The organism is Streptomyces sp. Tu 2975 (genome assembly GCF_009832925.1).
Classification (GTDB): domain Bacteria; phylum Actinomycetota; class Actinomycetes; order Streptomycetales; family Streptomycetaceae; genus Streptomyces.
Genome location: NZ_CP047140.1, coordinates 4,626,557 through 4,649,629 on the forward strand (window position 1 = coordinate 4,626,557; position 23,073 = coordinate 4,649,629).

21 protein-coding genes and 1 tRNA gene are annotated in these 23,073 nt (G+C 70.3%); 10 read left to right on the forward strand and 12 right to left on the reverse strand.

What is annotated here, in order from left to right:
* Positions 1 to 311 precede the first annotated feature (311 nt).
* Positions 312 to 518 carry a hypothetical protein gene (locus tag GLX30_RS20555; protein WP_005316407.1) on the forward strand — a complete coding sequence of 69 codons (207 nt, stop codon included), beginning with the start codon at positions 312 to 314 and terminating at the stop codon, positions 516 to 518.
* Positions 519 to 549: 31 nt separating this feature from the next.
* On the opposite strand, the gene GLX30_RS20560 is transcribed toward GLX30_RS20555, so the two are convergent.
* The 6 genes from GLX30_RS20560 to GLX30_RS20590 all read right to left on the reverse strand — a co-directional run bounded on the left by GLX30_RS20560 (position 550) and on the right by GLX30_RS20590 (position 6,522).
* A complete protein-coding gene (locus tag GLX30_RS20560; RefSeq protein WP_159691030.1) occupies positions 550 to 1,068 on the reverse strand; it encodes an MscL family protein in 519 nt (172 codons plus the stop codon).
* A gap of 117 nt (positions 1,069 to 1,185) precedes the next feature.
* Positions 1,186 to 1,758, reverse strand: coding sequence for an RcpC/CpaB family pilus assembly protein (locus tag GLX30_RS20565; RefSeq protein ID WP_159691033.1), 573 nt, complete (start codon positions 1,756 to 1,758; stop codon positions 1,186 to 1,188).
* A gap of 359 nt (positions 1,759 to 2,117) precedes the next feature.
* On the reverse strand, positions 2,118 to 2,981 hold the full coding sequence (locus GLX30_RS20570; protein WP_159691036.1) for an S-methyl-5'-thioadenosine phosphorylase: 864 nt from the start codon (positions 2,979 to 2,981) through the stop codon (positions 2,118 to 2,120).
* 81 nt (positions 2,982 to 3,062) lie between these two features.
* Positions 3,063 to 3,389 (reverse strand): FmdB family zinc ribbon protein, encoded by a 327-nt coding sequence (locus GLX30_RS20575; protein WP_159691039.1) that lies wholly within the window; start codon positions 3,387 to 3,389, stop codon positions 3,063 to 3,065.
* Between the two features lie 68 nt (positions 3,390 to 3,457).
* A complete protein-coding gene (locus tag GLX30_RS20580) occupies positions 3,458 to 4,726 on the reverse strand; it encodes an MFS transporter (protein WP_159691042.1) in 1,269 nt (422 codons plus the stop codon).
* A gap of 284 nt (positions 4,727 to 5,010) precedes the next feature.
* The gene (locus tag GLX30_RS20590) at positions 5,011 to 6,522 is read right to left on the reverse strand and encodes a potassium/proton antiporter (RefSeq protein ID WP_159695144.1); all 1,512 of its coding nucleotides are present in this window, start codon (positions 6,520 to 6,522) and stop codon (positions 5,011 to 5,013) included.
* Between the two features lie 216 nt (positions 6,523 to 6,738).
* Between GLX30_RS20590 and GLX30_RS20595 the strand changes: the two genes are divergently transcribed.
* Complete coding sequence (locus tag GLX30_RS20595) at positions 6,739 to 9,567, forward strand: penicillin acylase family protein (protein WP_159691045.1); 2,829 nt, start codon at positions 6,739 to 6,741, stop codon at positions 9,565 to 9,567.
* Here GLX30_RS20595 and GLX30_RS20600 read toward each other — a convergent pair.
* The gene (locus tag GLX30_RS20600) at positions 9,533 to 10,150 is read right to left on the reverse strand and encodes a 5-formyltetrahydrofolate cyclo-ligase (protein WP_159691048.1); all 618 of its coding nucleotides are present in this window, start codon (positions 10,148 to 10,150) and stop codon (positions 9,533 to 9,535) included. The two genes, GLX30_RS20595 and GLX30_RS20600, sit on opposite strands and share 35 nt — an antisense overlap.
* Positions 10,151 to 10,244: 94 nt before the next feature.
* Between GLX30_RS20600 and galU the strand changes: the two genes are divergently transcribed.
* From galU to GLX30_RS20635, 7 genes are all read left to right on the forward strand, one after another.
* A complete protein-coding gene (galU, locus tag GLX30_RS20605) occupies positions 10,245 to 11,171 on the forward strand; it encodes a UTP--glucose-1-phosphate uridylyltransferase GalU (protein WP_159691051.1) in 927 nt (308 codons plus the stop codon).
* 4 nt (positions 11,172 to 11,175) lie between these two features.
* Positions 11,176 to 12,477, forward strand: a complete 1,302-nt coding sequence (glp, locus tag GLX30_RS20610; RefSeq protein WP_159691054.1) for a gephyrin-like molybdotransferase Glp — start codon at positions 11,176 to 11,178, stop codon at positions 12,475 to 12,477.
* A gap of 72 nt (positions 12,478 to 12,549) precedes the next feature.
* Positions 12,550 to 13,059, forward strand: a complete 510-nt coding sequence (gene moaC / locus GLX30_RS20615) for a cyclic pyranopterin monophosphate synthase MoaC (RefSeq protein WP_159691057.1) — start codon at positions 12,550 to 12,552, stop codon at positions 13,057 to 13,059.
* Positions 13,056 to 13,562, forward strand: coding sequence for a MogA/MoaB family molybdenum cofactor biosynthesis protein (locus GLX30_RS20620; protein WP_159691060.1), 507 nt, complete (start codon positions 13,056 to 13,058; stop codon positions 13,560 to 13,562). The genes moaC and GLX30_RS20620 overlap by 4 nt, the downstream gene beginning before the upstream one ends.
* On the forward strand, positions 13,559 to 14,182 hold the full coding sequence (locus GLX30_RS20625) for a GNAT family protein (RefSeq protein WP_159691063.1): 624 nt from the start codon (positions 13,559 to 13,561) through the stop codon (positions 14,180 to 14,182). Before GLX30_RS20620 ends, GLX30_RS20625 begins: the two co-directional genes overlap by 4 nt.
* 141 nt (positions 14,183 to 14,323) lie before the next feature.
* Positions 14,324 to 15,442, forward strand: coding sequence for a gephyrin-like molybdotransferase receptor GlpR (glpR, locus tag GLX30_RS20630; RefSeq protein WP_159691066.1), 1,119 nt, complete (start codon positions 14,324 to 14,326; stop codon positions 15,440 to 15,442).
* 154 nt (positions 15,443 to 15,596) lie between these two features.
* A tRNA-Ala gene (locus GLX30_RS20635) sits at positions 15,597 to 15,670 on the forward strand.
* 701 nt (positions 15,671 to 16,371) lie between these two features.
* On the opposite strand, the gene nhaA is transcribed toward GLX30_RS20635, so the two are convergent.
* The 4 genes from nhaA to GLX30_RS20655 form a co-directional block, all read right to left on the reverse strand.
* A complete protein-coding gene (gene nhaA / locus GLX30_RS20640) occupies positions 16,372 to 17,670 on the reverse strand; it encodes a Na+/H+ antiporter NhaA (RefSeq protein WP_159691069.1) in 1,299 nt (432 codons plus the stop codon).
* A 244-nt stretch (positions 17,671 to 17,914) separates the two neighbouring features.
* Positions 17,915 to 19,450: an alanine/glycine:cation symporter family protein gene (locus tag GLX30_RS20645; RefSeq protein WP_159691072.1), complete on the reverse strand. Its 1,536-nt coding sequence runs from the start codon at positions 19,448 to 19,450 to the stop codon at positions 17,915 to 17,917.
* A 799-nt stretch (positions 19,451 to 20,249) separates the two neighbouring features.
* A complete protein-coding gene (locus GLX30_RS20650; RefSeq protein WP_159691075.1) occupies positions 20,250 to 21,194 on the reverse strand; it encodes a peptidase in 945 nt (314 codons plus the stop codon).
* A 110-nt stretch (positions 21,195 to 21,304) separates the two neighbouring features.
* Positions 21,305 to 21,793, reverse strand: a complete 489-nt coding sequence (locus GLX30_RS20655; protein WP_159691078.1) for a GNAT family N-acetyltransferase — start codon at positions 21,791 to 21,793, stop codon at positions 21,305 to 21,307.
* A gap of 50 nt (positions 21,794 to 21,843) precedes the next feature.
* On the opposite strand from GLX30_RS20655, the gene GLX30_RS20660 reads away from it, so the two are divergent.
* Positions 21,844 to 22,641, forward strand: a complete 798-nt coding sequence (locus GLX30_RS20660; protein WP_159691081.1) for an exodeoxyribonuclease III — start codon at positions 21,844 to 21,846, stop codon at positions 22,639 to 22,641.
* A 160-nt stretch (positions 22,642 to 22,801) separates the two neighbouring features.
* On the opposite strand, the gene GLX30_RS20665 is transcribed toward GLX30_RS20660, so the two are convergent.
* A complete protein-coding gene (locus GLX30_RS20665; protein WP_159691084.1) occupies positions 22,802 to 23,035 on the reverse strand; it encodes a hypothetical protein in 234 nt (77 codons plus the stop codon).
* Positions 23,036 to 23,073: the final 38 nt, after the last annotated feature.

Genomic DNA, 23,073 nt, shown 5'->3' on the forward strand with positions numbered 1-23,073 from the left:
GGCCGTGCGTGGCGGCTGTCGCGCAGCCGCGCGGCGCAGTCTCGACCGGTGCTCCAGCCGGTCTCGAATCCGGTGCCCGGTCCCCGCGCGATTCCGGTGCCGACGAGCGCTGTCCGCAACGGTGGTGCATGCGCGGCCGTGCCGCCCGGCGGTGCCCTGCCCAGGCCGACCCGGGCCGGACCGCCCCTGCCCCAGCCGCCCCTGCCCCGGCCGGCCCTGCCCGGGCCGACGGCCCCCGGCCCCGGGGCCGTCGGCAGAAGGGAGAGAAGACAGGTGCCGGCAGGGGGTGTCTCGGCCGTACCCTGGAGGGTATGAGGACCGCCCCCGCCCCCGGACCGCGTGATGCGAAGCAGCCCGGACAGCAACGACCCGAGCCGAGGCTGATCTTCGACGATCCGCTGGACCAGCAATCGGCGGACGATACGGACCGTGGGTGGGGCGAGCGGCCTCCCGCGAGCAGCGACAGCGCCGCCGATCTCGCGCGCTTCCTCGACGAGAAGCCGCCGCACCACATCTGAGCCGTACGAGCCTTGGGGGCCGTCGGCCGTGTCAGTGACCGGCGCCGGACCCCGGTGCGCCTGCCGGACCGGAGTCGTCGCCGGTGGCCGTCGAGCCGGTACGGCGCTGCGCCACCAGGGCGTCGCGGATCTCCTTCAGCACCTCCAGCTCGGTCACCTCGAGCGTCTCCCGGACACCCTCCTTCGCCTTCTGCGCGGCCGCGCGGCGGGCGAGGTACTTCGACATGGGCAGCACCATGAGGAAGTAGACGACGGCAGCGGTGATCAAGAACTGGAGCGTCGCACCGAGCACCGATCCCCACATGATCTGAATACCCTGCATCTCGCCGTCGGTGCCGACCTCGCACGGCGCCTTCAGACAGGAGCTGTAGGCATCCAGGTCCTTCGTACCGAACGCCCCGACCAGCGGGTTGATCACACCCTTCACCACAGCGTTCACGATGTTGGTGAAAGCGGCACCGATGACGACGGCGACGGCGAGGTCGATCACGTTGCCACGGAGCAGGAAGGCCTTGAAGCCTTCGAGGACGCTCGGCTTCTTCTCGCTCACGAATGAGCCTCTCTTCATATATGTAGAAGGGGACGGCTCGGCAACTTACGGCAGCGCCCGGCCTCCTTGTCCAATCCGCAGCCGCTATGGGGTTACCCGTGGCTACGCCAGTGCGAGTCAGCACACCGTCACCACCAAGCGGGAGGTCGCACCGGCGCCGGCCAGCTCCGCCGCAGTGGCGCGTGGTACGGCCAGCACCACGAGGGCGCCGCCCTCCGCGGAGTCCTCGCCGGGAGGAACCTCGGTCACCCGGACTCCGGACGCCACGACCTTCGCCGCAACCGTCCCCTCGCTTCCGGCCGTGGGAGGGTCGGCGGCCGCGATGACGTCGACGCGGTCCCCGGGCCGCAGGAGCCGCACCGTCGCCGCGTCCGCGATGCGCACGGGCGCGGACACCAGCTCGGTGGCAGGGCGCGGTTCGGGTGCCGGGGACGCGGCAGCCGGCACACCGGCGCCCGGACCGCCCCGGGTCTCCTGCCCCGGCCCGCCCGCGACGTCGGCTCCCCGGGCCGTCGACGCGGCGAGCGCCGCGGCCGTCACCGCCAGGCCCGCGGCCATGGTTCGCCGCTGCCGCCACAACGCTCGGCGAAGCCGCTGCGCCCCGCCACGGACCCGCAGCGGGGCGAACGCCGGCACGCCCAAGGGCTCCGGCGCGGGACAAGGGGGAGGGGAGGAGTGCACGAAGGACATGTCGCACCGCCTGTCGCGAGGAGTGGCCCGGGCCTTGCGCCCGTGACCGACCGCTCATCACGATCCACGTTCCGGCGCAGGCCCGCCGAAGCCTGTGGACGGAGCGACGTATGTGGACAACTTGCTCACCGGAAAGAGTGCTCAAGCGCGGGCGCTCCACCCTGCGACAGCGCCGCTCATCGAACAGTCCGCCCCGCGACGCCGCCTCGCAGCCCTGCCGCGTGACCACGCCGCCCAGTGCCCCGTACCCCCGCGAACCTCGCAGCTCCGCCCGAGGGTGCCCCGCCCTGCCCCGCGACCGAACAGCGACCGAACAGCGACCGAGCCGCGCCCGCGACGCGCCTTCGCAGCCCGCCCCGCTACGGCAGCGTGATGCCCGGGTCCATCCCCGCCAGCGCGTTGCCGCACCCGCAGTCGCGCTCGTCGTTCGACGGCAGACCCGCCACAGCGTCGAACAGAACCGTCCGCAGCCGGTCGACATTGGCCGCGAACACCTTCAGCACCTCTTCGTGCGAGACGCCCTCGCCCGCTTCGGCGCCGGCGTCCAGATCGGTGACCAGGGTGATCGACGTGTAGCAGAGTTCGAGCTCCCGGGCGAGGACGGCCTCGGGGTGCCCGGTCATGCCGACCACCGACCAGCCCATCGCCGCGTGCCACCGGGACTCGGCCCGGGTCGAGAAGCGGGGTCCCTCGACGACCACCAGCGTCCCGCCGTCCACCGGCTCCCAGTCGCGTCCGCGCGCCGCGTCCAGCACGGTCCTGCGCCCCCGCGGGCAGTACGGATCGGCAGGCGACACGTGCACCACGTTGGGGACGGTCCGGTCGGGCAGCGGCAGGCCGTCGAAGTAGGTCTGCGTCCGCGCCTTCGTCCGGTCCACGAACTGGTCGGGCACGAGCAGTGTGCCGGGGCCGTACTCGGGCACCAGGCCCCCGACCGCGCACGGGCCGAGCACCTGGCGGACGCCGACGGAACGCAGGGCCCAGAGGTTGGCGCGGTAGTTGATGCGGTGCGGCGGCAGGTGGTGGCCCCGCCCATGACGGGGCAGGAAGGCGACCCGCCGTCCCGCGACGTCACCGAGGAACAGGGAGTCGCTGGGCGGACCGTAGGGCGTCTCGACCTCGATCTCGGTGACGTCCTCCAGGAAGGAGTAGAGGCCCGAGCCGCCGATCACACCGATCTCCGCCGGTCCGGCCGCTTCGCTTGCGTTCGACTTGGTCGCCATGGCGATCACAGTAGCCGCAGGCGCACATGCCAAGAACCCCGCCGGGGTCATGTGCCGGGCGGGGTCTCGGAAAGGTACGAATCAGGCTGCGGAGCCGGATGCGCTCGACGTGCTCGAGGACGAGGAGGAAGCCGTCGAGGAGGCGGCCGGGGACGACGCCTTCGTGTCCGACGAGGACTTCGTACCCGTCGACGACGCGGAGGTCGACGCGGGTGAGCTGCTCGACGACGAGCCGCGGCTGTCGTTGCGGTAGAAGCCGGAACCCTTGAAGACGATGCCGACCGCTGAGAACACCTTCTTCAGGCGTCCGTCACAGCTGGGGCATACGGTCAGGGCGTCATCGGTGAACTTCTGCACCGCCTCGAGGCCCTCGCCGCATTCGGTGCACTGGTACTGGTAGGTCGGCACTTGTCTTCCTCCTGGCACTCTCACTCGATGAGTGCTAACGACGATCCATAGTGACGTATTCCGCGGAATCAGTCCACCGTCACCGGCACTCGGTGACCGATCCCACGCGCCGCGACCCGTCCGGAGGTACGCGGAGTGAGGCGCGAACGCAGTGTCACAAGGGTGACCAGCGCGAGCGCGGTACCCACCAGCGGCACGGCGAATCCGGCGCCTGCGCCGTACGTGTCGGCCAACTGTCCGGCCACCGTCACGGCGGCGGCCTGGCCCAGCGCCACCGCGCCCGTCAGCCAGGTGAAGGCCTCGGTGCGGGCGGAGGCGGGCACGAGCGAGTCGACGAGGGTGTAGCCGCTGATCAGCGCGGGGGCGATGAAGAGGCCGACGATCAGGCCCAGCGCCCCGAGCAGCACCACGGAATGGGCCGTCCAGAGGACGGACGCGGCCAGCGTGAGGCCCGCGTAGCCGAGCACCAGCCTGCGGCGCGGCCCGGTCTTCCAGGCGATGGTGCCGACGGCGACGCCGGCCAGCATGTTGCCGGCGGCGAAGAGGCCGTACAGCAGACCGTTCATCCCGGGCTGCCCGATCTCCTCGGTGAACGCGGTCAGCGAGACCTGCATGCCCCCGAAGACGGAGCCGATACCGAGGAAGGCCACCGCCAGGACCCGCACGCCGGGCACGGACAGCGCGGAGGTGCGCTCGGTCCGGGCGTCGACGGAGTTGCCGTGGGCCGGCTGGGTGCGGCGCTGGGCGGCGAACAGGAGTCCGCCGGCCAGGGTGAGCGCGGACTCGGCGATCAGACCGGCCGCCGGGTGGACGCCGGTGCACAGCGCGGTGGCGAGGACAGGTCCCACCACGAAAGTGAACTCGTCCGTCACGGACTCGAAGGCCGCGGCCGTCGACATCAGCGGCGAGCCCTGGAGGCGCGCGGCCCAGCGTGCCCGCACCATCGGGCCGACCTGAGGAACGGAGGCGCCGGTCGGCACGGCAGCGGCGAACAGTGCCCACAGGGGCGCGCCGGTGAGGGCCAGCACGGTGAGCGCGACGCCTGAAACCGTGTGCACGAGTACGCCGGGCACCAGCACGGCGCGCTGGCCGAAACGGTCGGCGAGCTTGCCGCTCTGCGGCGCGAACAGTGCCATGGACACGCCGGTGACGGCTGCGACGGCGCCTGCGCTGCCGTACGAGCCGGTGGTGTGCTGGACGAGCAGGACGATGCCGATGGTGAGCATCGCGAAGGGCTGCCGGGCGGCGAACCCGGGAAGCAGGAATGTCCAAGCGCCTGCGGTACGGAGCAGTTGCCCGTAACCAGGACGCTTGCCAGAAGCGACCGTGGACTCCACGGTCCTTGCCTTTCTGCCGCCTGGTAGCGCTCCCCTGGGTGTCGGGAGCCGCCGAGAGCTGTCCTCTTGCGCGGAACTGCGGTAGATACCGGGGCCCACAGCGAGGGACTCCGCGGCCGCCATACGGTCGCGCCAGCTCTGCGTCAGGCAGAGTTGGTCGATCAGTGTGCCTTCATGGTACAGGGACTTTCCCTGTCACATCCTGGGAAATGACAGGGATCACTGCATGTATTCCTGTGATTCACGGAGCGATCGAGGGCTGATCCGCTGATCCGGCCCGCCGGTCACAGGGACCGGCGGCGTGCGCCGCCCCCTGTGCCCAGCCAGCCCGCGAGCTTCCCGCCCTGGGCGACCGCCCGCAGGCGCCGCTCGGCGGCGTCCCGCACGGGGTCGGTCGCCACCACGAGCAGCTCGTCCCCGTGGCGCAGCACCGTCGAGGGCAGCGGTACGAAGCTCTTGCCGTCGCGGACGACGAGGGTGACGGCGGAGCCCGACGGCAGCCGCAGCTCCGCGACCTCCACGCCGTGCATCTTCGACGCTTCCGGGACCTCGACCGAGAGCAGGTGCCCGCGCAGCCGCTCCAGAGGTGCGGACTCGATGCCGAGGTCGGCGGCCTCCGAGGAGTCGCCGAGCCGCAGCCGCCTCGCGAGCCAGGGCAGGGTCGGCCCCTGCACCAGGGTGTAGACGACCACCAGGACGAAGACGATGTTGAAGATCCGGTCGTTGCCCTCGACGCCCGAGACCATGGGGATCGTCGCGAAAATGATGGGCACCGCGCCGCGGAGGCCGGCCCACGACATCAGCACCTGTTCCTGCCACGGGATACGGAACGGCACCAGGCTGACGAAGACTCCGAGGGGGCGCGCGACCACCGTCAGCATCAGGCCGACGATCACCGCCGGCCAGAAGTCGCGGAGCAGCTCGTGCGGCGTCACCAGGAGGCCGAGCAGGACGAACATGCCGATCTGGGCCAGCCAGCCGAGCCCTTCGGCGAATCCGCGATTGGCCGGGGAGTGCGGCAGTTTGGCGTTGCCGAGGACCATCGAGGCGAGATAGACGGCGAGGAAGCCGCTGCCGTGCGCCATGGCCCCGGCCGCGTACGCCATGACCGCGATCGCCATGACGGCGATCGGGTAGAGGCCGGAGGCGGGCAGGGCCACGTGCCGCAGGGCGTACGCGCCGAGCCAGCCGATCGCGAGGCCGATGACCGCGCCGATCGCCAGCTCCAGCGCGATCTCGCCGACCAGCATGTACCAGGCGTCGATCGGCCCGGTCGTCGAGAACGCCACCACCAGGATCACGACGGGGGCGTCGTTGAAGCCGGATTCCGCCTCGAGCGCTCCGGTCACCCGGGGAGGCAGCGGCACCTTGCGCAGCACCGAGAAGACCGCGGCGGCGTCGGTCGACGAGACGACCGCGCCGACGATCAGGGCCTGCTGCCACGGGAGTCCCACCAGATAATGGGCGGCGGCGGCCGTGACGCCGACGCTCACCGCGACACCGACCGTCGCCAGTGCGGCGGCAGCGGGCAACGCGGGCCTGATCTCTTTCCACTTCGTGCCGAGTCCACCTTCGGCGAGGATCACCACGAGGGCGCCGTAGCCGATCACCTGCGTCAGCTCGGCGTCGTCGAACTGGACGTCGAGCAGGCCGTCCTGGCCGATGGCGATCCCGATGCCGAGATACAGCAGCAGGCTGGGGAGCCCGCTGCGCGAGGACACGCGCACCGCCGCCACGGCGACGAGCAGGACGAGCGAGCAAATGAGCAGGAGTTCGTTGAGCTGGTGGACAGTCAGTGGCCGATCCTTCCCCTCGCGCCTTGCGGCCGGCTCTTCCTACCGGCGGGCGACACTTCGTTACCTTACCTAATCTTTAACGTTTCCTTGACGGTCCGATGATCTGTTTGTCTGTGGACGAGGGTGCCTTGTGGATACCGCGTCCGGGCCGGTCGGGCGCTGCGCCTAGAGTTGCCTCAGCATTCCCAGGACCACCCTGCCCCTCGAAGGACAGCGATGCCCGCCAACACAACCGCCTCTTCCCCCAAGAAGAAGAAGGGGCGACGCGCCCGTCTGCTCGTGCTCGTCCTGGTGCTGGCCCTCGTGGCGGGCGTCGGCTACGGGGCGTACTGGAGCATCAGTACGGTGCGTGCCTCCTTCCCGCAGACCACCGGGTCGATCCAACTCGAAGGGCTCGGCGGCAAGGTCGAGGTCAAGCGGGACGACCACGGCATCCCGCAGATCTACGCGGACACCGACGAGGACCTCTTCCGCGCCCAGGGATTCGTCCAGGCGCAGGACCGCTTCTGGGAGATGGACGTCCGCCGGCACATGACCTCCGGCCGGCTCTCGGAGATGTTCGGCTCCGGACAGGTAGGGACGGACGCCTTCCTCCGCACGCTCGGCTGGCGCCACGTCGCGCAGGAGGAGTACGACACCAAGCTCTCCGCGGAGACGAAGAAATTCCTCCAGGCCTATTCGGAAGGCGTCAACGCGTACCTCAAGGGGCGCTCCGCCGAGGAGATCTCGGTCGAGTACGCGGCGCTGTCCTTCACCAACGACTACAAGCCCGAGCCGTGGTCGCCGGTCGACTCGGTGGCCTGGCTCAAGGCGATGGCCTGGGACCTGCGCGGGAACATGGAGGACGAGATCGACCGCTCCCTGTTGACCAGCAGGCTCAGCGAGAAGCAGATCAAGGACCTCTACCCGTCCTATCCCTACGAGCGCAACAAACCGATCGTGCAGGAGGGCGGGATCAGCCAGGCCACCGGGAAGTTCGACCCCGCAGCCAAGCCTTCCGACCTCGAGGACGGTTCCACCGGCGGAAACACGGGCGACGGCGCGGGCTCCGGCACCGGCACCGGCACCGGCACCGGAACCGGTGACGGCACGGGAACCGGCACCGGCGGTGCCGGGGACGCGGCGTCCGGAGCGAGCTCGCAGCTGGCCGCGCTCTCCGACGCCCTCGACGCGATCCCCGCCCTCCTGGGCCCCAGCGGCAACGGCATCGGGTCCAACTCCTGGGTGGTCGACGGCAAGTACACGACCACCGGCAAGCCCCTGCTGGCCAACGACCCGCACCTCGCGCCCCAGCTGCCCTCGCTCTGGTACCAGATGGGCCTGCACTGCCGTGAGACCTCCGCGAAGTGCCGCTACGACGTCGCGGGCTACACCTTCTCCGGCATGCCCGGCGTGATAATCGGCCACAACCAGGACATCGCCTGGGGCTTCACCAACCTCGGCGCCGACGTCACCGACCTCTACCTCGAGAAGCTCACCGGCGACAGCTACCTCGTCGGCGACGAGGAGAAGCAGCTGACCACCCGCAAGGAGGTCATCAAGGTCGCGGGCGGCGCCAGCAAGACGATCACGGTCCGCTCCACCGGGCACGGCCCCCTGGTCTCCGACCGCAGCGAGGAGCTGGAGAAGGTCGGCCAGAAGGCGCCCGTGTCCAACGCCGCGCCCGACCGCGCCTCCGGCTACGGAGTCGCCCTCCAGTGGACCGCTCTCCAGCCGGGCAGGACCATGGACGCCGTCTTCGAGCTCAACCGGGCCAAGGACTTCCAGAGCTTCCGCATGGCCTCGCAGAAGTTCGAGGTCCCCTCGCAGAACCTGGTCTACGCCGACACCAAGGGCAACATCGGCTATCAGGCCCCGGGCCGGATCCCGGTCCGCGCCCAGGGCGACGGCTCCACCCCCGCGCCCGGCTGGGACCCGGCGTACAAGTGGACCGACTACATCCCCTTCGACGAGCTGCCGTACGAGTACAACCCTGACCGGGGCTACATCGTCACCGCCAACCAGGCCGTCATCGACGCGGAGAAGTACTCGTACCTGATCACCAAGGACTACGGCTACGGCGCCCGGAGTCAGCGGATCAACGACCTCATCGAGTCGAAGATCCAGGGCGGCGGCAAGATCTCGACCGAAGACATGCGCACCATGCAGACGGACAACAGCAGCGAGATCGCGAAGCTGCTCACGCCCTACCTGCTGAAGATCGACATCTCCGACCCCTACGTCCGCGAGGCACAGAAGCTGCTCGAGGGCTGGGACTACACCCAGGAACCGGACTCCGGCGCCGCCGCCTACTTCAACGCGGTGTGGCGGAACGTCCTGAAGCTGGCGTTCGGCAACAAGCTCCCCAAGGAGCTGCGCGTCGAGGGCGAGTGCCTCAGTGTCCGTCCCGCCGACAGCACGGCCCCGGACGACGACCTCGAGGAGCGGGTGCGCGAGTGCGGCCTGCGTGACGCCGACTCGGCCCAGCCCGACGGCGGCGACCGCTGGTTCGAGGTGGTGCGACGGCTGCTGAAGGACGAGGACAACACCTGGTGGCAGTCGCCCAGGACCCGTACGGAGCAGGCGACCGACAGCCGCGACGAGCTCCTCGGCCGCGCGATGGCGGACGCCCGCTGGGAGCTGACGGCCAGGCTCGGCAAGGACGCCTCCAGCTGGAGCTGGGGCCGCCTGCACCAGCTCACCCTGAAGAACCAGACGCTGGGCACCGACGGCCCGGGGTTCCTGCAGACGATGCTCAACCGCGGCCCGTGGAACCTCGGCGGCGGCGAGGCCGCGGTGAACGCCACAGGCTGGAACGCGGCGGGCGGCTACGAGGTCGTGTGGGTGCCCTCCATGCGGATGGTGGTCAACGTCGGCGAGTGGGACGAGTCCCGGTGGATCAACCTCACCGGCGCCTCGGGCCACGCGTACAACGCGCACTACACCGACCAGACCGACATATGGGCCGACGGTGAGCTGCTGGACTGGGCCTACAGCGCGGAGGCGGTGTCGGCCGGCACCGCCGACACGCTCACGCTCGTTCCTCCGGGCTTCTCCGTCCCGTGAACCGGGTGACGCCGTCGGGCGTCACCACCGCGTGAACGGGGTGGTCGTGCGGTTCCGCCGGGACCTGCTCGACCACCTCGTTCGCGTGCAGGAGCACCACGAGCGCCGGGTCCGCGCCCGCGGCGGCGAGACGTGCGAGGACGCGGTCGTACGAACCGCCGCCGCGCCCGAGCCGCATGCCCAGGGCGTCCACGGCCAGCCCGGGCAGCAGCACGGCGTCGGCCGTGAGCACCGCGTCGGGACCGAGCCGTTCCCCGTCCGGCTCCAGGAGCCCGCGTCCGGCGCGCTCCAGGTGTTCCGCTCCCCGGTACACCCCCCAGTCCAGGTCGTTGTCGTCCAGCAGCACGGGCAGCAGGACGCGTACTCCCCTGGAGAGCAGCGCGTCGAGCAGCGCCCGTGTGCCGGGCTCTCGCCCGACGGACACGTAGGCGGCGACGGTGCCGGCGTCCGCGAGCTCCGGGAGGCGCAGAGCGTGCCGTGCGAGAACCGCGGCGGTCTCTGTCACGTCCTCTGTGGACAGGAGCCGTCGTGCGCCGAGCAGTTCGGCCCGCAGGACGCTCTTTTCCGACATGTCGGCGTTCATTGCCCACCCGTAAATGTGTTGTACACGTCTTTGTGAGGACGAAGTTAACCGGAGTATCATCTTCCGCCCATACTCAGCGGATAGGGTGCTGCGCATGACTCAGTCGCACCCCAGGATCAGCAAGGCTGTCATCCCAGCCGCAGGCCTCGGCACCCGGTTCCTGCCTGCCACGAAAGCCACGCCCAAAGAGATGCTGCCTGTGGTCGACAAGCCGGCTATCCAGTACGTGGTCGAGGAGGCCGTCTCGGCCGGCCTCTCCGACGTACTGATGATCACGGGACGCAACAAGCGCCCGCTCGAGGACCACTTCGATCGCAACTACGAGCTCGAGGAAGCGCTCTCCCGCAAGGGCGACGCCGGCAGGCTCGCGAAGGTCCAGGAATCCAGCGACCTCGCGACCATGCACTACGTGCGCCAGGGCGACCCGCGCGGGCTCGGCCACGCCGTGCTGTGCGCCGAGCCGCACGTCGGCGACCAGCCCTTCGCGGTCCTTCTCGGCGACGACCTGATCGACCCGCGCGACCCCCTGCTCGCCCGCATGGTCGAGGTGCAGGAGCGCGAGGGCGGCAGCGTCATCGCGCTGATGGAGGTCGACCCGTCCCAGATCCACCTCTACGGCTGCGCCGCCGTGAAGCCCACCGGCGACAGCGACGTCGTCAAGATCACCGACCTGGTGGAGAAGCCGGAGCCCGCGGACGCGCCCAGCAACCTGGCGATCATCGGCCGCTACGTCCTCGACCCCGCCGTCTTCGGCGTACTGCGGGAGACGGAGCCGGGCCGCGGCGGCGAGATCCAGCTCACCGACGCTCTCCAGAAGCTCACGGAGGCGGACCAGTCGGCCGCCGCCACGGAGAAAAGCTCCGGCGGCCCGGTCCACGGAGTGATCTTCAAGGGTCGCCGCTACGACACCGGTGACCGGGGCGACTATCTGCGTGCCATTGTCAGACTCGCGTGCGAACGTGAGGACCTGGGCCCGGAGTTCCGGGACTGGCTTCGCAGTTTTGTGACCGAGGAGATGTAGGACCGTGAGCAGCACGACCTGGTCGGTGGACGACCACCTTGAGGACATCCTCGCCGCGATCCGCCCGCTCGACCCGATCGAGCTTCAGCTGCCGGACGCCCAGGGCTGTGTCCTTGTGGAGGACGTCACCGTCCCCGTCGCGCTGCCACCGTTCGACAACAGCTCCATGGACGGGTACGCGGTCCGCGTCGCCGATGTCGCGGGCGCGACGGAGGAGTTCCCGTCCGTCCTGACCGTCATCGGGGACGTGGCCGCAGGTGGCGGTGGTCTGCCCACCGTCGGCCCCGGCCAGTCCGCCCGCATCATGACCGGAGCCCCGCTGCCGCCCGGCGCGCAGGCCGTGGTCCCCGTGGAGTGGACCGACGGCGGCACCGGCGGGGGAGCGGCCAGGACGATGCGTCCGGCCGGCGAGGACCCTGCGGGCGCGAGCGGCGAGGTCCGCGTCCACCGGCCCGTCGAGGAGCGCGCGCATGTTCGCGCCCGGGGCAGCGACGTGCAGGCCGGTGACCTGGCCCTTGCGGCGGGCACGGTCCTCGGCCCGCCCCAGATCGGCCTGCTCGCCGCGATCGGCCGCGGCACCGTGCGGGTCCGCCCCCGGCCCCGCGTGGTGGTCCTGTCGACCGGCAGCGAACTGGTCCAGCCCGGCGAGGAGTTGACCGAGGGCAGGATCTACGACTCCAACAGCTTCGCGCTCGCCGCCGCCGCGCGGGACGCGGGCGCGATCTCCTACCGGGTGGGCGCGGTCACCGACGATGCGGAGACCCTGCGCGCCACGATCGAGGACCAGCTGATCCGGGCCGATCTGCTGGTCACCACGGGCGGGGTCAGTGTCGGAGCGTACGACGTGGTCAAGGAGGCGCTCTCCTCGGTCGGCGACGAGGACGAGCCCGGCAGCGGTATCGACTTCCGCAAGCTCGCGATGCAGCCGGGCAAACCGCAGGGCTTCGGCTCCATCGGTCCCGAGCACACGCCGCTGCTGGCCCTGCCCGGCAACCCGGTGTCGTCCTACGTCTCCTTCGAGCTGTTCGTCAGGCCCGCGATCCGCGCGCTCATGGGTCTGCCGGACGTGCACCGCCCCACCGCACGTGCCGTGCTCAAGGCGGACAAGGCGATCGGCTCCCCTGCCGGGAAGCGCCAGTTCCTCCGCGGCAGGTATGACGCGGAGGCCGGCAGCGTCACCCCCGTCGGCGGCTCGGGGTCCCATCTGATCGCGGCGCTCGCCCACGCCGACTGCCTGATCGTCGTCCCGGAGTCCGACACCTCGGTGGAGCCCGGCACGGAGGTCGGCGTGGTCCTCCTGGGCTGACCCGCCCCCTGTGGCGGTACCGTGTCTGACCACACAGGCCCTGACGGGACCGGACCGGGAGCACAGGCGCACATGAGTACGCAAGGCAGGCTGACGCACATCGACGAGGCGGGGGCGGCCCGCATGGTCGACGTATCCGGGAAGGACGTCACCGCCCGCACCGCGCGCGCCACCGGCCGCGTCCTGGTCTCGCCGTACGTCGTCGAGTTGCTGCGCGGCGAGGGCGTCCCCAAGGGGGACGCGCTCGCCACGGCACGGATCGCCGGAATCATGGGCGCGAAGCGCACGCCCGACCTGATCCCGCTCTGCCACCCCCTCGCCGTCTCCGGCGTGAAGCTGGACCTGTCGGTCGCCGACGACGCGGTCGAGATCGCCGCCACCGTGAAGACGACGGACCGCACGGGGGTGGAGATGGAGGCGCTCACGGCGGTCTCCGTGGCCGCTCTCACGGTCGTGGACATGGTCAAGGCCGTCGACAAGGCGGCGGTGATCACCGACATCCGCGTCGAGGAGAAGACGGGCGGCAAGTCCGGCGACTGGACCCGCGGGGGACACGAGGGAGCAGAAGGGGCGCCCGCATGACCGCCGCCCACGCCACGGCCCCGTACCGCGCCCTCGTGGTCACCGCCTCCAACCGGGCTGCGGCCGGGGTGTACGAGGACGCCGGCGGCCCGCTCATCGCCGAGAAGCTCACCGCGATCGGCTTCGCCGTGGACGGCCCCAGGGTCGTCCCCGACGGAGACCCGGTCGGCGAGGCGCTGCGCGACGGAGTGGCCGACCGGTACGACGTCATCGTCACCACCGGCGGCACGGGCGTCTCGCCCACCGACCGCACGCCCGAGGTGACCCGCGCCCTCCTCGACCACGAGGTCCCCGGCATCCCGGAGGCGATCCGCGCGTACGGGCGCGAGAAGGTGCCCACCGCCGTGCTCTCGCGCGGCGTCGCCGGAGTCGCCGGCCGCACCCTGATCGTCAACCTCCCCGGCTCCACCGGGGGCGTGCGGGACGGGCTCGCGGTGCTGGAGCGGATCCTGCGCCACGCCGTCGACCAGTTGCGCGGCGGCGACCATCCCAGACCGTCATGAGCGTCAGCTGGCCGGTCGTCCTGGTGGACGGTGACATCACCCTCCGCCCCATAAAGCTGCGTGATCAGCGCACCTGGCGTGAGGTCAACCGGCGCAACCGCGACTGGCTGCGTCCCTGGGAGGCGACGATCCCGCCCCCGGCGCCGGGCGGGCCGCTCATCCAGCGGCCGACCTACCGGCAGATGGTCCGCCATCTGCGCGCGGAGGCGAACGCGGGCCGGATGCTGCCCTTCGTAATCGAGTACCAGGGCAGGCTCGTCGGGCAGCTGACCGTGGCCGGGATCACCTGGGGCTCGATGTGCTCCGGTCATGTCGGCTACTGGGTCGACCGGAGCATCGCCGGCCGCGGGGTCATGCCGACGGCTGTAGCTCTGGCCGTGGACCACTGTTTCCGTTCGGTCGGTCTGCACCGCATCGAGGTCTGCATTCGGCCCGAGAACGGACCGAGCCGCCGCGTGGTGGAGAAACTCGGATTCCGCGAAGAGGGCCTGCGGCCCCGTTATCTCCACATCGACGGTGCGTGGCGGGACCACCTGGTGTTCGCGCTGACGGCCGAGGAGGTGCCGGAGGGGCTGCTCAACCGCTGGCACCAGGCACGACCCGGAACCGCCCGGAAATAAAATAAGTGTTCGAAATTGGTCAGCGGTAGCCATCAACCGATCTGAACAATCACAAAAAAAGTCCGTGATATCAGCCAGATCGTGCGACACACCGGGCCAATTGGCGGATGCCCTTGTGCAAATCCCTCTACGGTGTGTTGCGTGAGCAGCAGCGGCCTCATCTACGCAGTCATCGTCGGGGCCTGGGCCGCCTACTTGGTGCCGATGTGGCTCCGCAGGCAGGACGAGCTGAACGAAGCCCGTCCGACGGAACGCTTCTCCACCGCCATCCGGCTGCTGTCCGGACGAGCGGCGATGGAGCGCCGGTACGCCAAGGAGCTGCGGGAACGCACCGCTGAGCAGCCCGAGCACGACGTGGACCCGGACGCTGACACGGACCGTTTGAGTTCCGTGGACGTCCGGGCCTTCGCCGCGCCCCGCACCGAAGTCCGCCGGGACGTGCCCGAGGACACCGAGCAGGAGACGGACCGGCCCGCCGGCCGGGCCCCTGCCCGGCGCCCCGCCCCACGCCGCCGGTCCGACCGTGCCGCGGCCGCCGAGCGCGCGCGGCGCAGCAAGGTCCTTGCCCGGCGCAGACGGACGACCATCGTCCTCTTCCTCGCCTTCACCCTCGGTGCGGTGGTCGCCGCGGTCGGCGGTCTGGGCCTCCTGTGGGCACCCGCCCTGCCGGCCGTGCTCCTCAGCGCCTACATCGTGCAGATGCGCGCCCAGGAGCGACGTCGCTTCGCGTTCACCATGGACCGGCGGCGGGCGGAGGCCGCGGCGCAGCGGCTGCGCGAGAACCGCCCGCGCCGCCACCAGCCGGCGCCGGCCGCGGCCGAGCCGGGGGACGGGTCCATGGAGCAGACCGAGGACACCGAGCCCGAGCCGGCGCCGAAGCTCTCCCCGCAGGAGGCGGGCCGCCGTGCGCTGGTCGAGCAGACCGATCACGCGGAATGGGTGGACCAGCAGCGCCATCGCGGCCCTGTGACCGGCGACAGCTGGGAGCCCGTGCCGGTCCCGCTGCCCACGTACGTCACTGCTCCGGTCGCGCCGCGCGCGTCGAGCGCCGTCGACGTCAGCGACCCGGAGACCTGGAGCGCGGCCCGCTCCTCGGTGGCCGAGCCGGCACCCGCCCCGCGCGAGACGCCGGACCCGGAGGCCGGCGCCGCGCCGGGCCGCCGCACCCCTTCCCAGTCCCGCCGTGCCCGCGACCGGGGCCGCACCCCGCTCTTCGACCAGTACGCGGACGAGGACCGGCTGCGCGCCGCCAACGAGTGACACCACCGTGGAACGAGACCGCCCGGGGGCGCTGCCGACGACCGGCAGCGCCCCCGGTCGTCGTCCGTGACCAGCAAGAAGACCGGCCGGATGACCAGCGGGGAACGGATTTCCAAGCACCCCGATCGAGATGCTAGAGTTTCACTCGTTGCAAGGGCCTGTGGCGCAGTCTGGTAGCGCACCTCGTTCGCATCGAGGGGGTCTGGGGTTCAAATCCCCACAGGTCCACCGCAGCTGAGAGCCCCTATCGGAGTCATCCGGTAGGGGCTTTCGCCTGTCGTACAGCAGCGAAGGACAGCAACTAGGTCTCACCTTGCGCGCCGAGGTGCTTGCCGAGCTTCCGCAACGCCTTGCGCGTCGCCTCGGACGGGGATGTGGGTGTACACCTCCATCGTGACCGCGATCTTGCTGAGCCGAAGGGTCCGTATCGCGATCCGAGGGTGCACGTCGAGGGCGGCGAGGAGCGACCCGCAGGTGGGTTTCATACAGCCGGATCGTACGAACGCCCGCCTTGGCCGACCGGGCGGTGAAGGCCCGGTTGAAGTTCCGCGCCTCCGTCCTGGTCCCGTCGTGCACCAACTGGCGGTTGATCCGCTGGAGCTGGTGCTCGACCCGAACTGTTCGGCCGGCAGGGTCCGACCGCGCCGCCGCCCGGCAGTTGGCGACCATCTTGAAAGGGGCTGGGCGTCAACACGAGTTGGGCAAGTGGGCCGTCCAAGAGGCTGGCGAGCCGGTGCATCTCGCGCATGCCACAACCGACCAGGCTCATGTGCTCAACGACGCAGGCCGCCCAGGGACAGCAGTCGCTCAACCTGGCCCAAGCTCACCTTGCGCGGGAGGAACATGCCCGAGCGCAGGAGCACCTACAGAATCGAGCAGCTCACACAGAAGTTGTAGGCGCTGCCTGCCCGCGAGGCCGGTAGGGCATGTCAGTGCTCGCCGGTGCCGGCCCGCTGATAGATGTCCGGGATGCCGTCGGCGTCGTCGTCGCGGGTCTCTTCCTCGTACAGGCGTCGGTAGGTCCCGTTGCGGCGCTTGATGAGGAAGGCCGCCGAGACGGCGGCGATGAGTGAACCGATCAGGACCGCTGCCTTGACGTGCTGTTCGGCGGCCGGGTCGGGGAAGGCGAGTTCGCCGATCAGCAGGGCAACGGTGAAGCCGATGCCGGCCAGGACGGCGAGGGCGAGGACGTCCGCCCAGGCAAGGTCCGGGTTGAGCCGGGCACGGGTGAACCTGGCGGCGAGATAGGTGCCGGCGAAGATGCCCAGGGTCTTGCCGATGACCAGCCCCAATACGACCCCGAGGGGTTCGGGTCGGGTGAAGACCTCGCCCAGCGACGCGACCGAGACGCCGACACCGGCGGCGAAGAGGGCGAACAAGGGGACCGCGACGCCGGCCGAGACGGGATGGAGCACGTGCGAGGTGCGCTCGGCGGGTGAAGCGGTCTCACCCTTGTCGCGGGTGGTGCGCAGGATCAGGCCCATGGCCACACCGGCGACGGTGGCGTGGACGCCGCCGTTGTACATCAGCGCCCAGGTCACGATGCCGAGCGGGACGTACCACCACCAGCCGCGCACGCGGAAGCGCTGCAGCAGGTAGAAGATGACCAGGCCGGCGATGGCACCGCCGAGTGCCAGGAAATTCAGGTCGCTGGTGAAGAAGATCGCGATGATGAGGATCGCGCCCAGGTCGTCGACGACGGCGAGGGTGAGCAGAAAGGCGCGTAGCGCGGCAGGCAGGTGGGTGCTGAGGACGGCCAGGACGGCGAGTGCGAAGGCGATGTCGGTGGCCATGGGGACTGCCCAGCCGGCGAGGCTGCCGCCGCCGGCCATGACGGTGCCCGCGTACAGGGCGGCAGGCACGATCATGCCGCAGACCGCAGCGATGACCGGGAGCGCTGCTGTGGCCGGGGTGCGCAGCTCGCCGACCACCAGTTCACGCTTGAGTTCGATACCGGCGACCAGGAAGAAGATGCTGAGGAGTCCGTCGGCGGTCCAGTGCTCCACGGAGAGGTCCAGCCCGAGTGCCGGTATGCCGAAGTGGAAGTCGCGGATCTGCTCGTAGACGCCGCTCCACGGTGTGTTCGCCCAGACCAGCGCCACTACGGCGGCGGCCAGGAGCACCAGCCCGCCGACCGTTTCGGTCCGGAGGGCCTGGACCACGGCATTGCGCTCCGGAAGCGGCAGCAGGCCGAGGAAGGGGGAACGTTCGCGAGGGGCGGCAGCCATCAGGGAGACCTCCGGGGCGTCGGATGAGGGCATACGAGCCCAGGGACGCCGACCAGACTTCCCGGCACACCGCGCGTCCGAAGCCGCCGCCGAAGGCGGGCACTGACGCGTTGTTCACACCCTAGCCGCTGGTTCCAAGCCCTGCCAGACCGTGTTTCACCTGCGGGAATGCCGTAGACGGCACGGCAAGCGGGCCCGTCCACACCAAGGCGCGAGGTGTGGACGGGCCCGTTCAGGAGCCGGGTCAGACGGTGCTCTTCACCGTCTCCTGGTCTTCGTCGTCCTCCGGGCTCTCGCCGGCCTTGCGGGCGCGGACGAACTCCAGGAAGGAGTTGAGCTCCCGCTTGACGACCGGCGCCAGCAGGTAGAGGCCGATGATGTTGATGACGGCGAGCATGAACAGCACCGCGTCGGCCATGGCGATCAGCGTCTGCAGCGTGAGCAGCGAACCGGCGACGGCGAACAGGGTGTAGACGACCTTGTAGATCGTCTCGCTGGCCTTGCTGCGGCCGAAGAGGTACGTCCACGCCTTGAGGCCGTAGTAGCCCCAGGTGAGCACGGTCGAGATGGCGAAGAGCATGACCGCGATCGTGAGGATGTACGGGAACCAGGGCAGCACCGTCGCGAACGCGTCCGACGTGATGGTCACGCCGCCGATGGACTGGTCGTCGCGGGCCTCGGCCCAGCTGGCGGGGTTGGCCACGACGATGGTCAGCGCGGTCATCGTGCAGATGACCACGGTGTCGATGAACGGCTCGAGGAGCGCGACGAGGCCCTCGCTGGCGGGGTGCTTGGTCTTCACCGCGGAGTGGGCGATCGGCGCGGAGCCGAGGCCGGCCTCGTTGGAGAACGCGGCCCGCTTGAAGCCGATGATCAGCGCACCGAGCACACCGCCCGCGACGCCCTGGGGGTTGAAGGCGCCCTCGATGATCGTGCCGACCGCGGCCGGCACGGCGGAGACGTTGACCAGGATGACGATCAGGCAGGCCACGATGTAGATGCCGGCCATGGCGGGCACGAGGCGGCTGGTGACCGAGGCGATGGAGCGGATGCCGCCGAGCAGGACGATGCCGACGAGCGCGGCGATCAGGATGCCGAAGAACAGGGCGCCGGCCGAGGAGCCCATCATGCCGCTCTCGCCGCCGGTGACGGAGACGAGCTGGGCGTAGGACTGGTTGACCTGGAAGAGGTTTCCGCCGAAGAGGCCGAAGAAGAGAATCATGATCGACGCGAGCACGGCGAGGATCTTGCCGAGCGTCTTGCCGTTCTTGCCGAACCGGTCGGCCAGGCCCTTGGGCAGGTAGTGCATCGGCCCGCCCGAGACGGTGCCGTCGGCGTGCACCTCTCGGTACTTCACGCCGAGGGTGACCTCGACGAACTTGGTGGCCATGCCGAGCAGACCGCAGAGGATCATCCAGAAGGTGGCGCCCGGGCCGCCGATGGAGACGGCGACTGCGACACCGGCGATGTTGCCGAGTCCGACGGTGCCGGAGACGGCCGCGGTCAGCGCCTGGAAGTGGTTGACCTCACCGGCCGACCCCTTCTCGTCGTACTTCCCTCTGACCACGTCGATGGCGAGCCGGAACTTGCGGAGCTGGACGAAGCCGAACCAACCGGTGAAGACCAGACCGGCCACCACCAGCCAGGCCACGATGAGCGGCAGGGCGGTGCCGCCCACGGGGACGTCGTAGAAGACGACCTTCTCCAGCCATTTGGCGATGGGCTCGAAGAATCCGGTGACGGCTTCGTCGACGGATTTGGTCATGGAGTCGAGTGACACGTTGGCTACCTCGATGGCGCAGGACCGGCGCGGAGGGGTGTGCGCCGGTCGATGTGCGGGCTTTGAGCGAACGCCGTTGTCCGATCGGCGACCCGGGGCGAGCGGTCCGCGGACTCGGACCGTGATCACCCTGGTCTTGCTGCCGGCCCGGAGCCGGCACTCCGTGCCGCGGCCGAGCGGGGCCGCCGACGGAGTTGCGCATGTCTACCACGACCTTTACGCGATCCTTAGTGAGGCAAGTCACATAACGGTCAGTAACATTGGAAAGTCCCAGCGAACGACGCCAGACCGTTATATGGAACTCAAGGTCCGTTCATCGGACACGTATATCCACGCGGGTGGGGTTGGGCGGCACGATCTCCCTCCTCCGGTGCGGTGGCCGGGCGCACCGGAGGCGCGGCGCAGTCCTTCGGAAGGGTCTCGGGCGACCGCCGGCGCAGCCGACCTCTGGCGTGCCTGGGCGCTGCTCTCCACGCGCACGAGAAGAAGTGTGCGGCACGGCCCTGGCTCGCAGCCAGCGGATCTGCCCGCTCCACCGCGCCGCTGAGGCGGAGCAAACTGCGTGCAGTGCAGCAGCGGAGCACAGCAAACAGTCCGACCGCAGCAGACCTCAACTGCACTGAAGAAGCTGACCGCGCGACCTGACAGACCTCAGCGACCGACCGCCGATGGTCCGCATCGTGGGGGTCCGGGGTTCACATCCCCACAGGTCCACCGCACATGAAGGGCCCCGCTCGATCCACCGGACCGAGCGGGGTTTCCTCGTTTCCCGGCGCCGCTCAGCTGCTTCCGGAGCCCGTCACGACACCTGTGCCTTGTCGTGGACGGCCTTCGCCTCCGCGCCGAAGTACGGGCCGAACATGCGGTTCGGCAGGAACGTGTACCCGAAGCTGTTCACGGACACCTGGAGGCCCGTTCCGGTGGATTCGTTGAAGGACTCGAACCAGGGGCCGCCGCTGGAGCCGCCCGTCATGTTGCAGCCGAGGCTGTGGTCCTGGGAGAAGAGGAAGTCCTTCGAGCTGTTGCCGCTGCAGTGGATGAGCTTCGAGCCGTCGTACGGGGAGGCGGCCGGGAAGCCGAAGGCGTACATCGCCTTGTTGTAGCCGCCGTTGAACTTCAGGCCCTGGGCGCCGACGGTCTGGCTGAGTGTCCTGCCGTTCAGCGGGGCGACGACGGCGGCGCCGACGTCGTAGTTGATGTCCTCGCTCGCCGCCCACTGGTCCGTGGTGAACGTCTTGGTCGCGCTCCACTGGCCGTACGGCGCCTGGCCGTTGTCGTAGCCGGGGACGAAGACCCAGTCGGTGTGCCAGGAGCCCTGGTACTTCACGCAGTGGCCGGCGGTCATGACCGTGCTGCCGTTGGTGCTGGTGACCGAGTTGCCGGAGCAGGAGGCGGTCCGGCCCTGGAAGGTGAAGAACACGCGGCCGGAGGTCTTCACCACCGCGCCGCCGCCCGTCCACGGGCCGCCGGCCTGCGGGAAGGCCGTGGGTGCCACGACCGTCTCCTCACCGGCCGTTGACGCGGGTGCCCGGAAGGAGCCCGGTGTGGCGCGGATCACGTCGAGCGGGGTGGCGTTGCGCATCCGCTCGGCGGTCCAGAAGCCCTTGGCCGCCTGCGCGGGGGCGAAGGACGCGGGAGTGGGGGACGGGGACGGAGCGGCGCCTGCGGAGGTGGCGGACAGCGCCCCGGCGAGCAGGGCGCCGACGGCGGCCAGAACCGAGGTGGTCACGTGGTGGCGTCTCACGCATGTCTCCTTCTGCCGTGCCCGCCCGCGGGATGCCTCGGGCGGGGTGGGGGACAGGACGGTGCGGATCGACGTGCGTGAGGCAGGGTGCCACGAAACGCGCAACTATGTCAGGGGCGCGTCAACGGCTTCGCCATGCAGAGGCTGCTCTCGTACTCCCGGTAGTGGCCGAATTTCGCGCACGGCACGTAACCGCTGGAGGTGTACAGCGCGATCGCCTCCGGCTGCATGTCCCCGGTCTCCAGCACCATGCGGGTCCGGCCGGCGGCGCGGGCGTCCTCCTCCAGTGCGGCCAGGACGCGGCGGGCGAGACCGAGGCCGCGTGCCTCCGGGATCACGTACATGCGCTTCAGCTCGGCGTCGCCGTCCGAGTACCCCTCCGGGTTCTCGTCCTGGGTGCGCCAGCCGCCGGTCGCCAGCGGGCGGTCCTGGTCGTCGTAGACGATGAGATACAGGCCACTCGGCGGGACGAACATCGAGGCGTCGAGCGGCGTCGCGTCGCCCTCGTCGTCCCCGTAACGCTCCACGTATTCCAGCTGGACCTGGTCGTTGAGCTTCACGGCGTCCGGGTGGTCGAAGCCCACAGTTCTGACATGCATGCCCAGAAGCGTACGTGTATGCGAATGGTGTCGGCCGGTATGGTGCCGGGATGCTCACCGTGACCTCCGTGAATGTGAACGGTCTCCGTGCCGCCGCGAAAAAAGGCTTCGTCGAGTGGCTTGCCGTCACCGCCGCCGACGTGATCTGCCTCCAGGAGGTACGCGCCGAGGCCGACCAGCTGCCCCCGGAGGTCCGGAACCCCGAGGGCTGGTTCACGGTGCACGCCCCCGCGGCCGCGAAGGGCCGTGCCGGCGTCTCCCTCTACACGCGGCGTGAACCGGACGCGGTGCGCATCGGGTTCGGCTCGAGCGAGTTCGACGGCAGCGGCCGGTACGTCGAGGCCGACCTGCCCGGTGTCACGGTGGCGAGCCTGTATCTGCCGTCCGGCGAGGTCGGCACGGAGCGCCAGGACGAGAAGATGCGCTTCATGGGCGAGTTCCTGCCGTACCTGAAGGAACTGCGGGCCCGGTCGGCGGCGGACGGCCGTGAGGTCGTGGTCTGCGGCGACTGGAACATCGCCCACCGCGAGGCCGACCTCAAGAACTGGAAGGCCAACAGGAAGAGCTCCGGCTTCCTCCCCGAGGAGCGGGAGTGGCTCGGCCGGGTCTTCTCCGAGGCGGAGTACGTGGACGTGGTCCGCTGCCTCCACCCCGACCAGGAAGGCCCGTACACGTGGTGGTCCTACCGCGGGCGCGCCTTCGACAACGACACGGGCTGGCGCATCGACTACCAGGTGGCGACGGCCGGTCTGGCGCGGCGCGCGGTGAAGGCGTGGGTGGAGCGGGCGGCGACGCACGGCGAACGCTGGTCGGACCACGCGCCGGTGACGGCCGTCTACGAGAACTGACGCCGGGGATACGGTCGGGGCGCTCCGCCGCGGATCGCCGGCGCGGCCGGCGCTCGTGCCGGCCCGAGCCGAACCGCCGGTGCTCGCGGCGACGTGCACGACAAAGGCGCACCCGCCATGGTGCGGGTGCGCCCTTCGTCGGTGGTGCTACGGGGCCTCGTCAGGCGTCGTAGTCCTCGACCCTGTCGCGGCGCTCGCGCACCGCGCTCTCGCCACGCTCCTGCATAGGCTCCCGGGACCGGGCGCCCTGCTGCTCGCGACCCTGCTGGGTCCGCTCGGAGACCTCCTCGCGGGCGCGGCGTGCGCGCTCCGACTGGTCTCCCTTGCCGGCCTTCTGCTTCGCCTGGTCCGCGAGCTCCTGCGCCTTGTCCTTGAACTGGTCTGAGATGCCCATGAAATGTCACTCCTAAGAGGGGTGTGGGGGTCGGGGGC

Bases quoted from the DNA above. Each gene is read 5' to 3' on its own strand.
- GLX30_RS20655 (WP_159691078.1), bottom strand. From the start codon at position 21,793: ATGCATGTCAGAACTGTGGGCTTCGACCACCCGGACGCCGTGAAGCTC.
- moaC (WP_159691057.1), top strand. From the start codon at position 12,550: ATGAGTACGCAAGGCAGGCTGACGCACATCGACGAGGCGGGGGCGGCC.
- GLX30_RS20565 (WP_159691033.1), bottom strand. From the start codon at position 1,758: ATGTCCTTCGTGCACTCCTCCCCTCCCCCTTGTCCCGCGCCGGAGCCC.
- GLX30_RS20660 (WP_159691081.1), top strand. From the start codon at position 21,844: ATGCTCACCGTGACCTCCGTGAATGTGAACGGTCTCCGTGCCGCCGCG.
- GLX30_RS20620 (WP_159691060.1), top strand. From the start codon at position 13,056: ATGACCGCCGCCCACGCCACGGCCCCGTACCGCGCCCTCGTGGTCACC.
- GLX30_RS20595 (WP_159691045.1), top strand. From the start codon at position 6,739: ATGCCCGCCAACACAACCGCCTCTTCCCCCAAGAAGAAGAAGGGGCGA.
- GLX30_RS20625 (WP_159691063.1), top strand. From the start codon at position 13,559: ATGAGCGTCAGCTGGCCGGTCGTCCTGGTGGACGGTGACATCACCCTC.
- galU (WP_159691051.1), top strand. From the start codon at position 10,245: ATGACTCAGTCGCACCCCAGGATCAGCAAGGCTGTCATCCCAGCCGCA.
- GLX30_RS20600 (WP_159691048.1), bottom strand. From the start codon at position 10,150: ATGAACGCCGACATGTCGGAAAAGAGCGTCCTGCGGGCCGAACTGCTC.
- nhaA (WP_159691069.1), bottom strand. From the start codon at position 17,670: ATGGCTGCCGCCCCTCGCGAACGTTCCCCCTTCCTCGGCCTGCTGCCG.
- GLX30_RS20570 (WP_159691036.1), bottom strand. From the start codon at position 2,981: ATGGCGACCAAGTCGAACGCAAGCGAAGCGGCCGGACCGGCGGAGATC.
- GLX30_RS20555 (WP_005316407.1), top strand. From the start codon at position 312: ATGAGGACCGCCCCCGCCCCCGGACCGCGTGATGCGAAGCAGCCCGGA.
- GLX30_RS20665 (WP_159691084.1), bottom strand. From the start codon at position 23,035: ATGGGCATCTCAGACCAGTTCAAGGACAAGGCGCAGGAGCTCGCGGAC.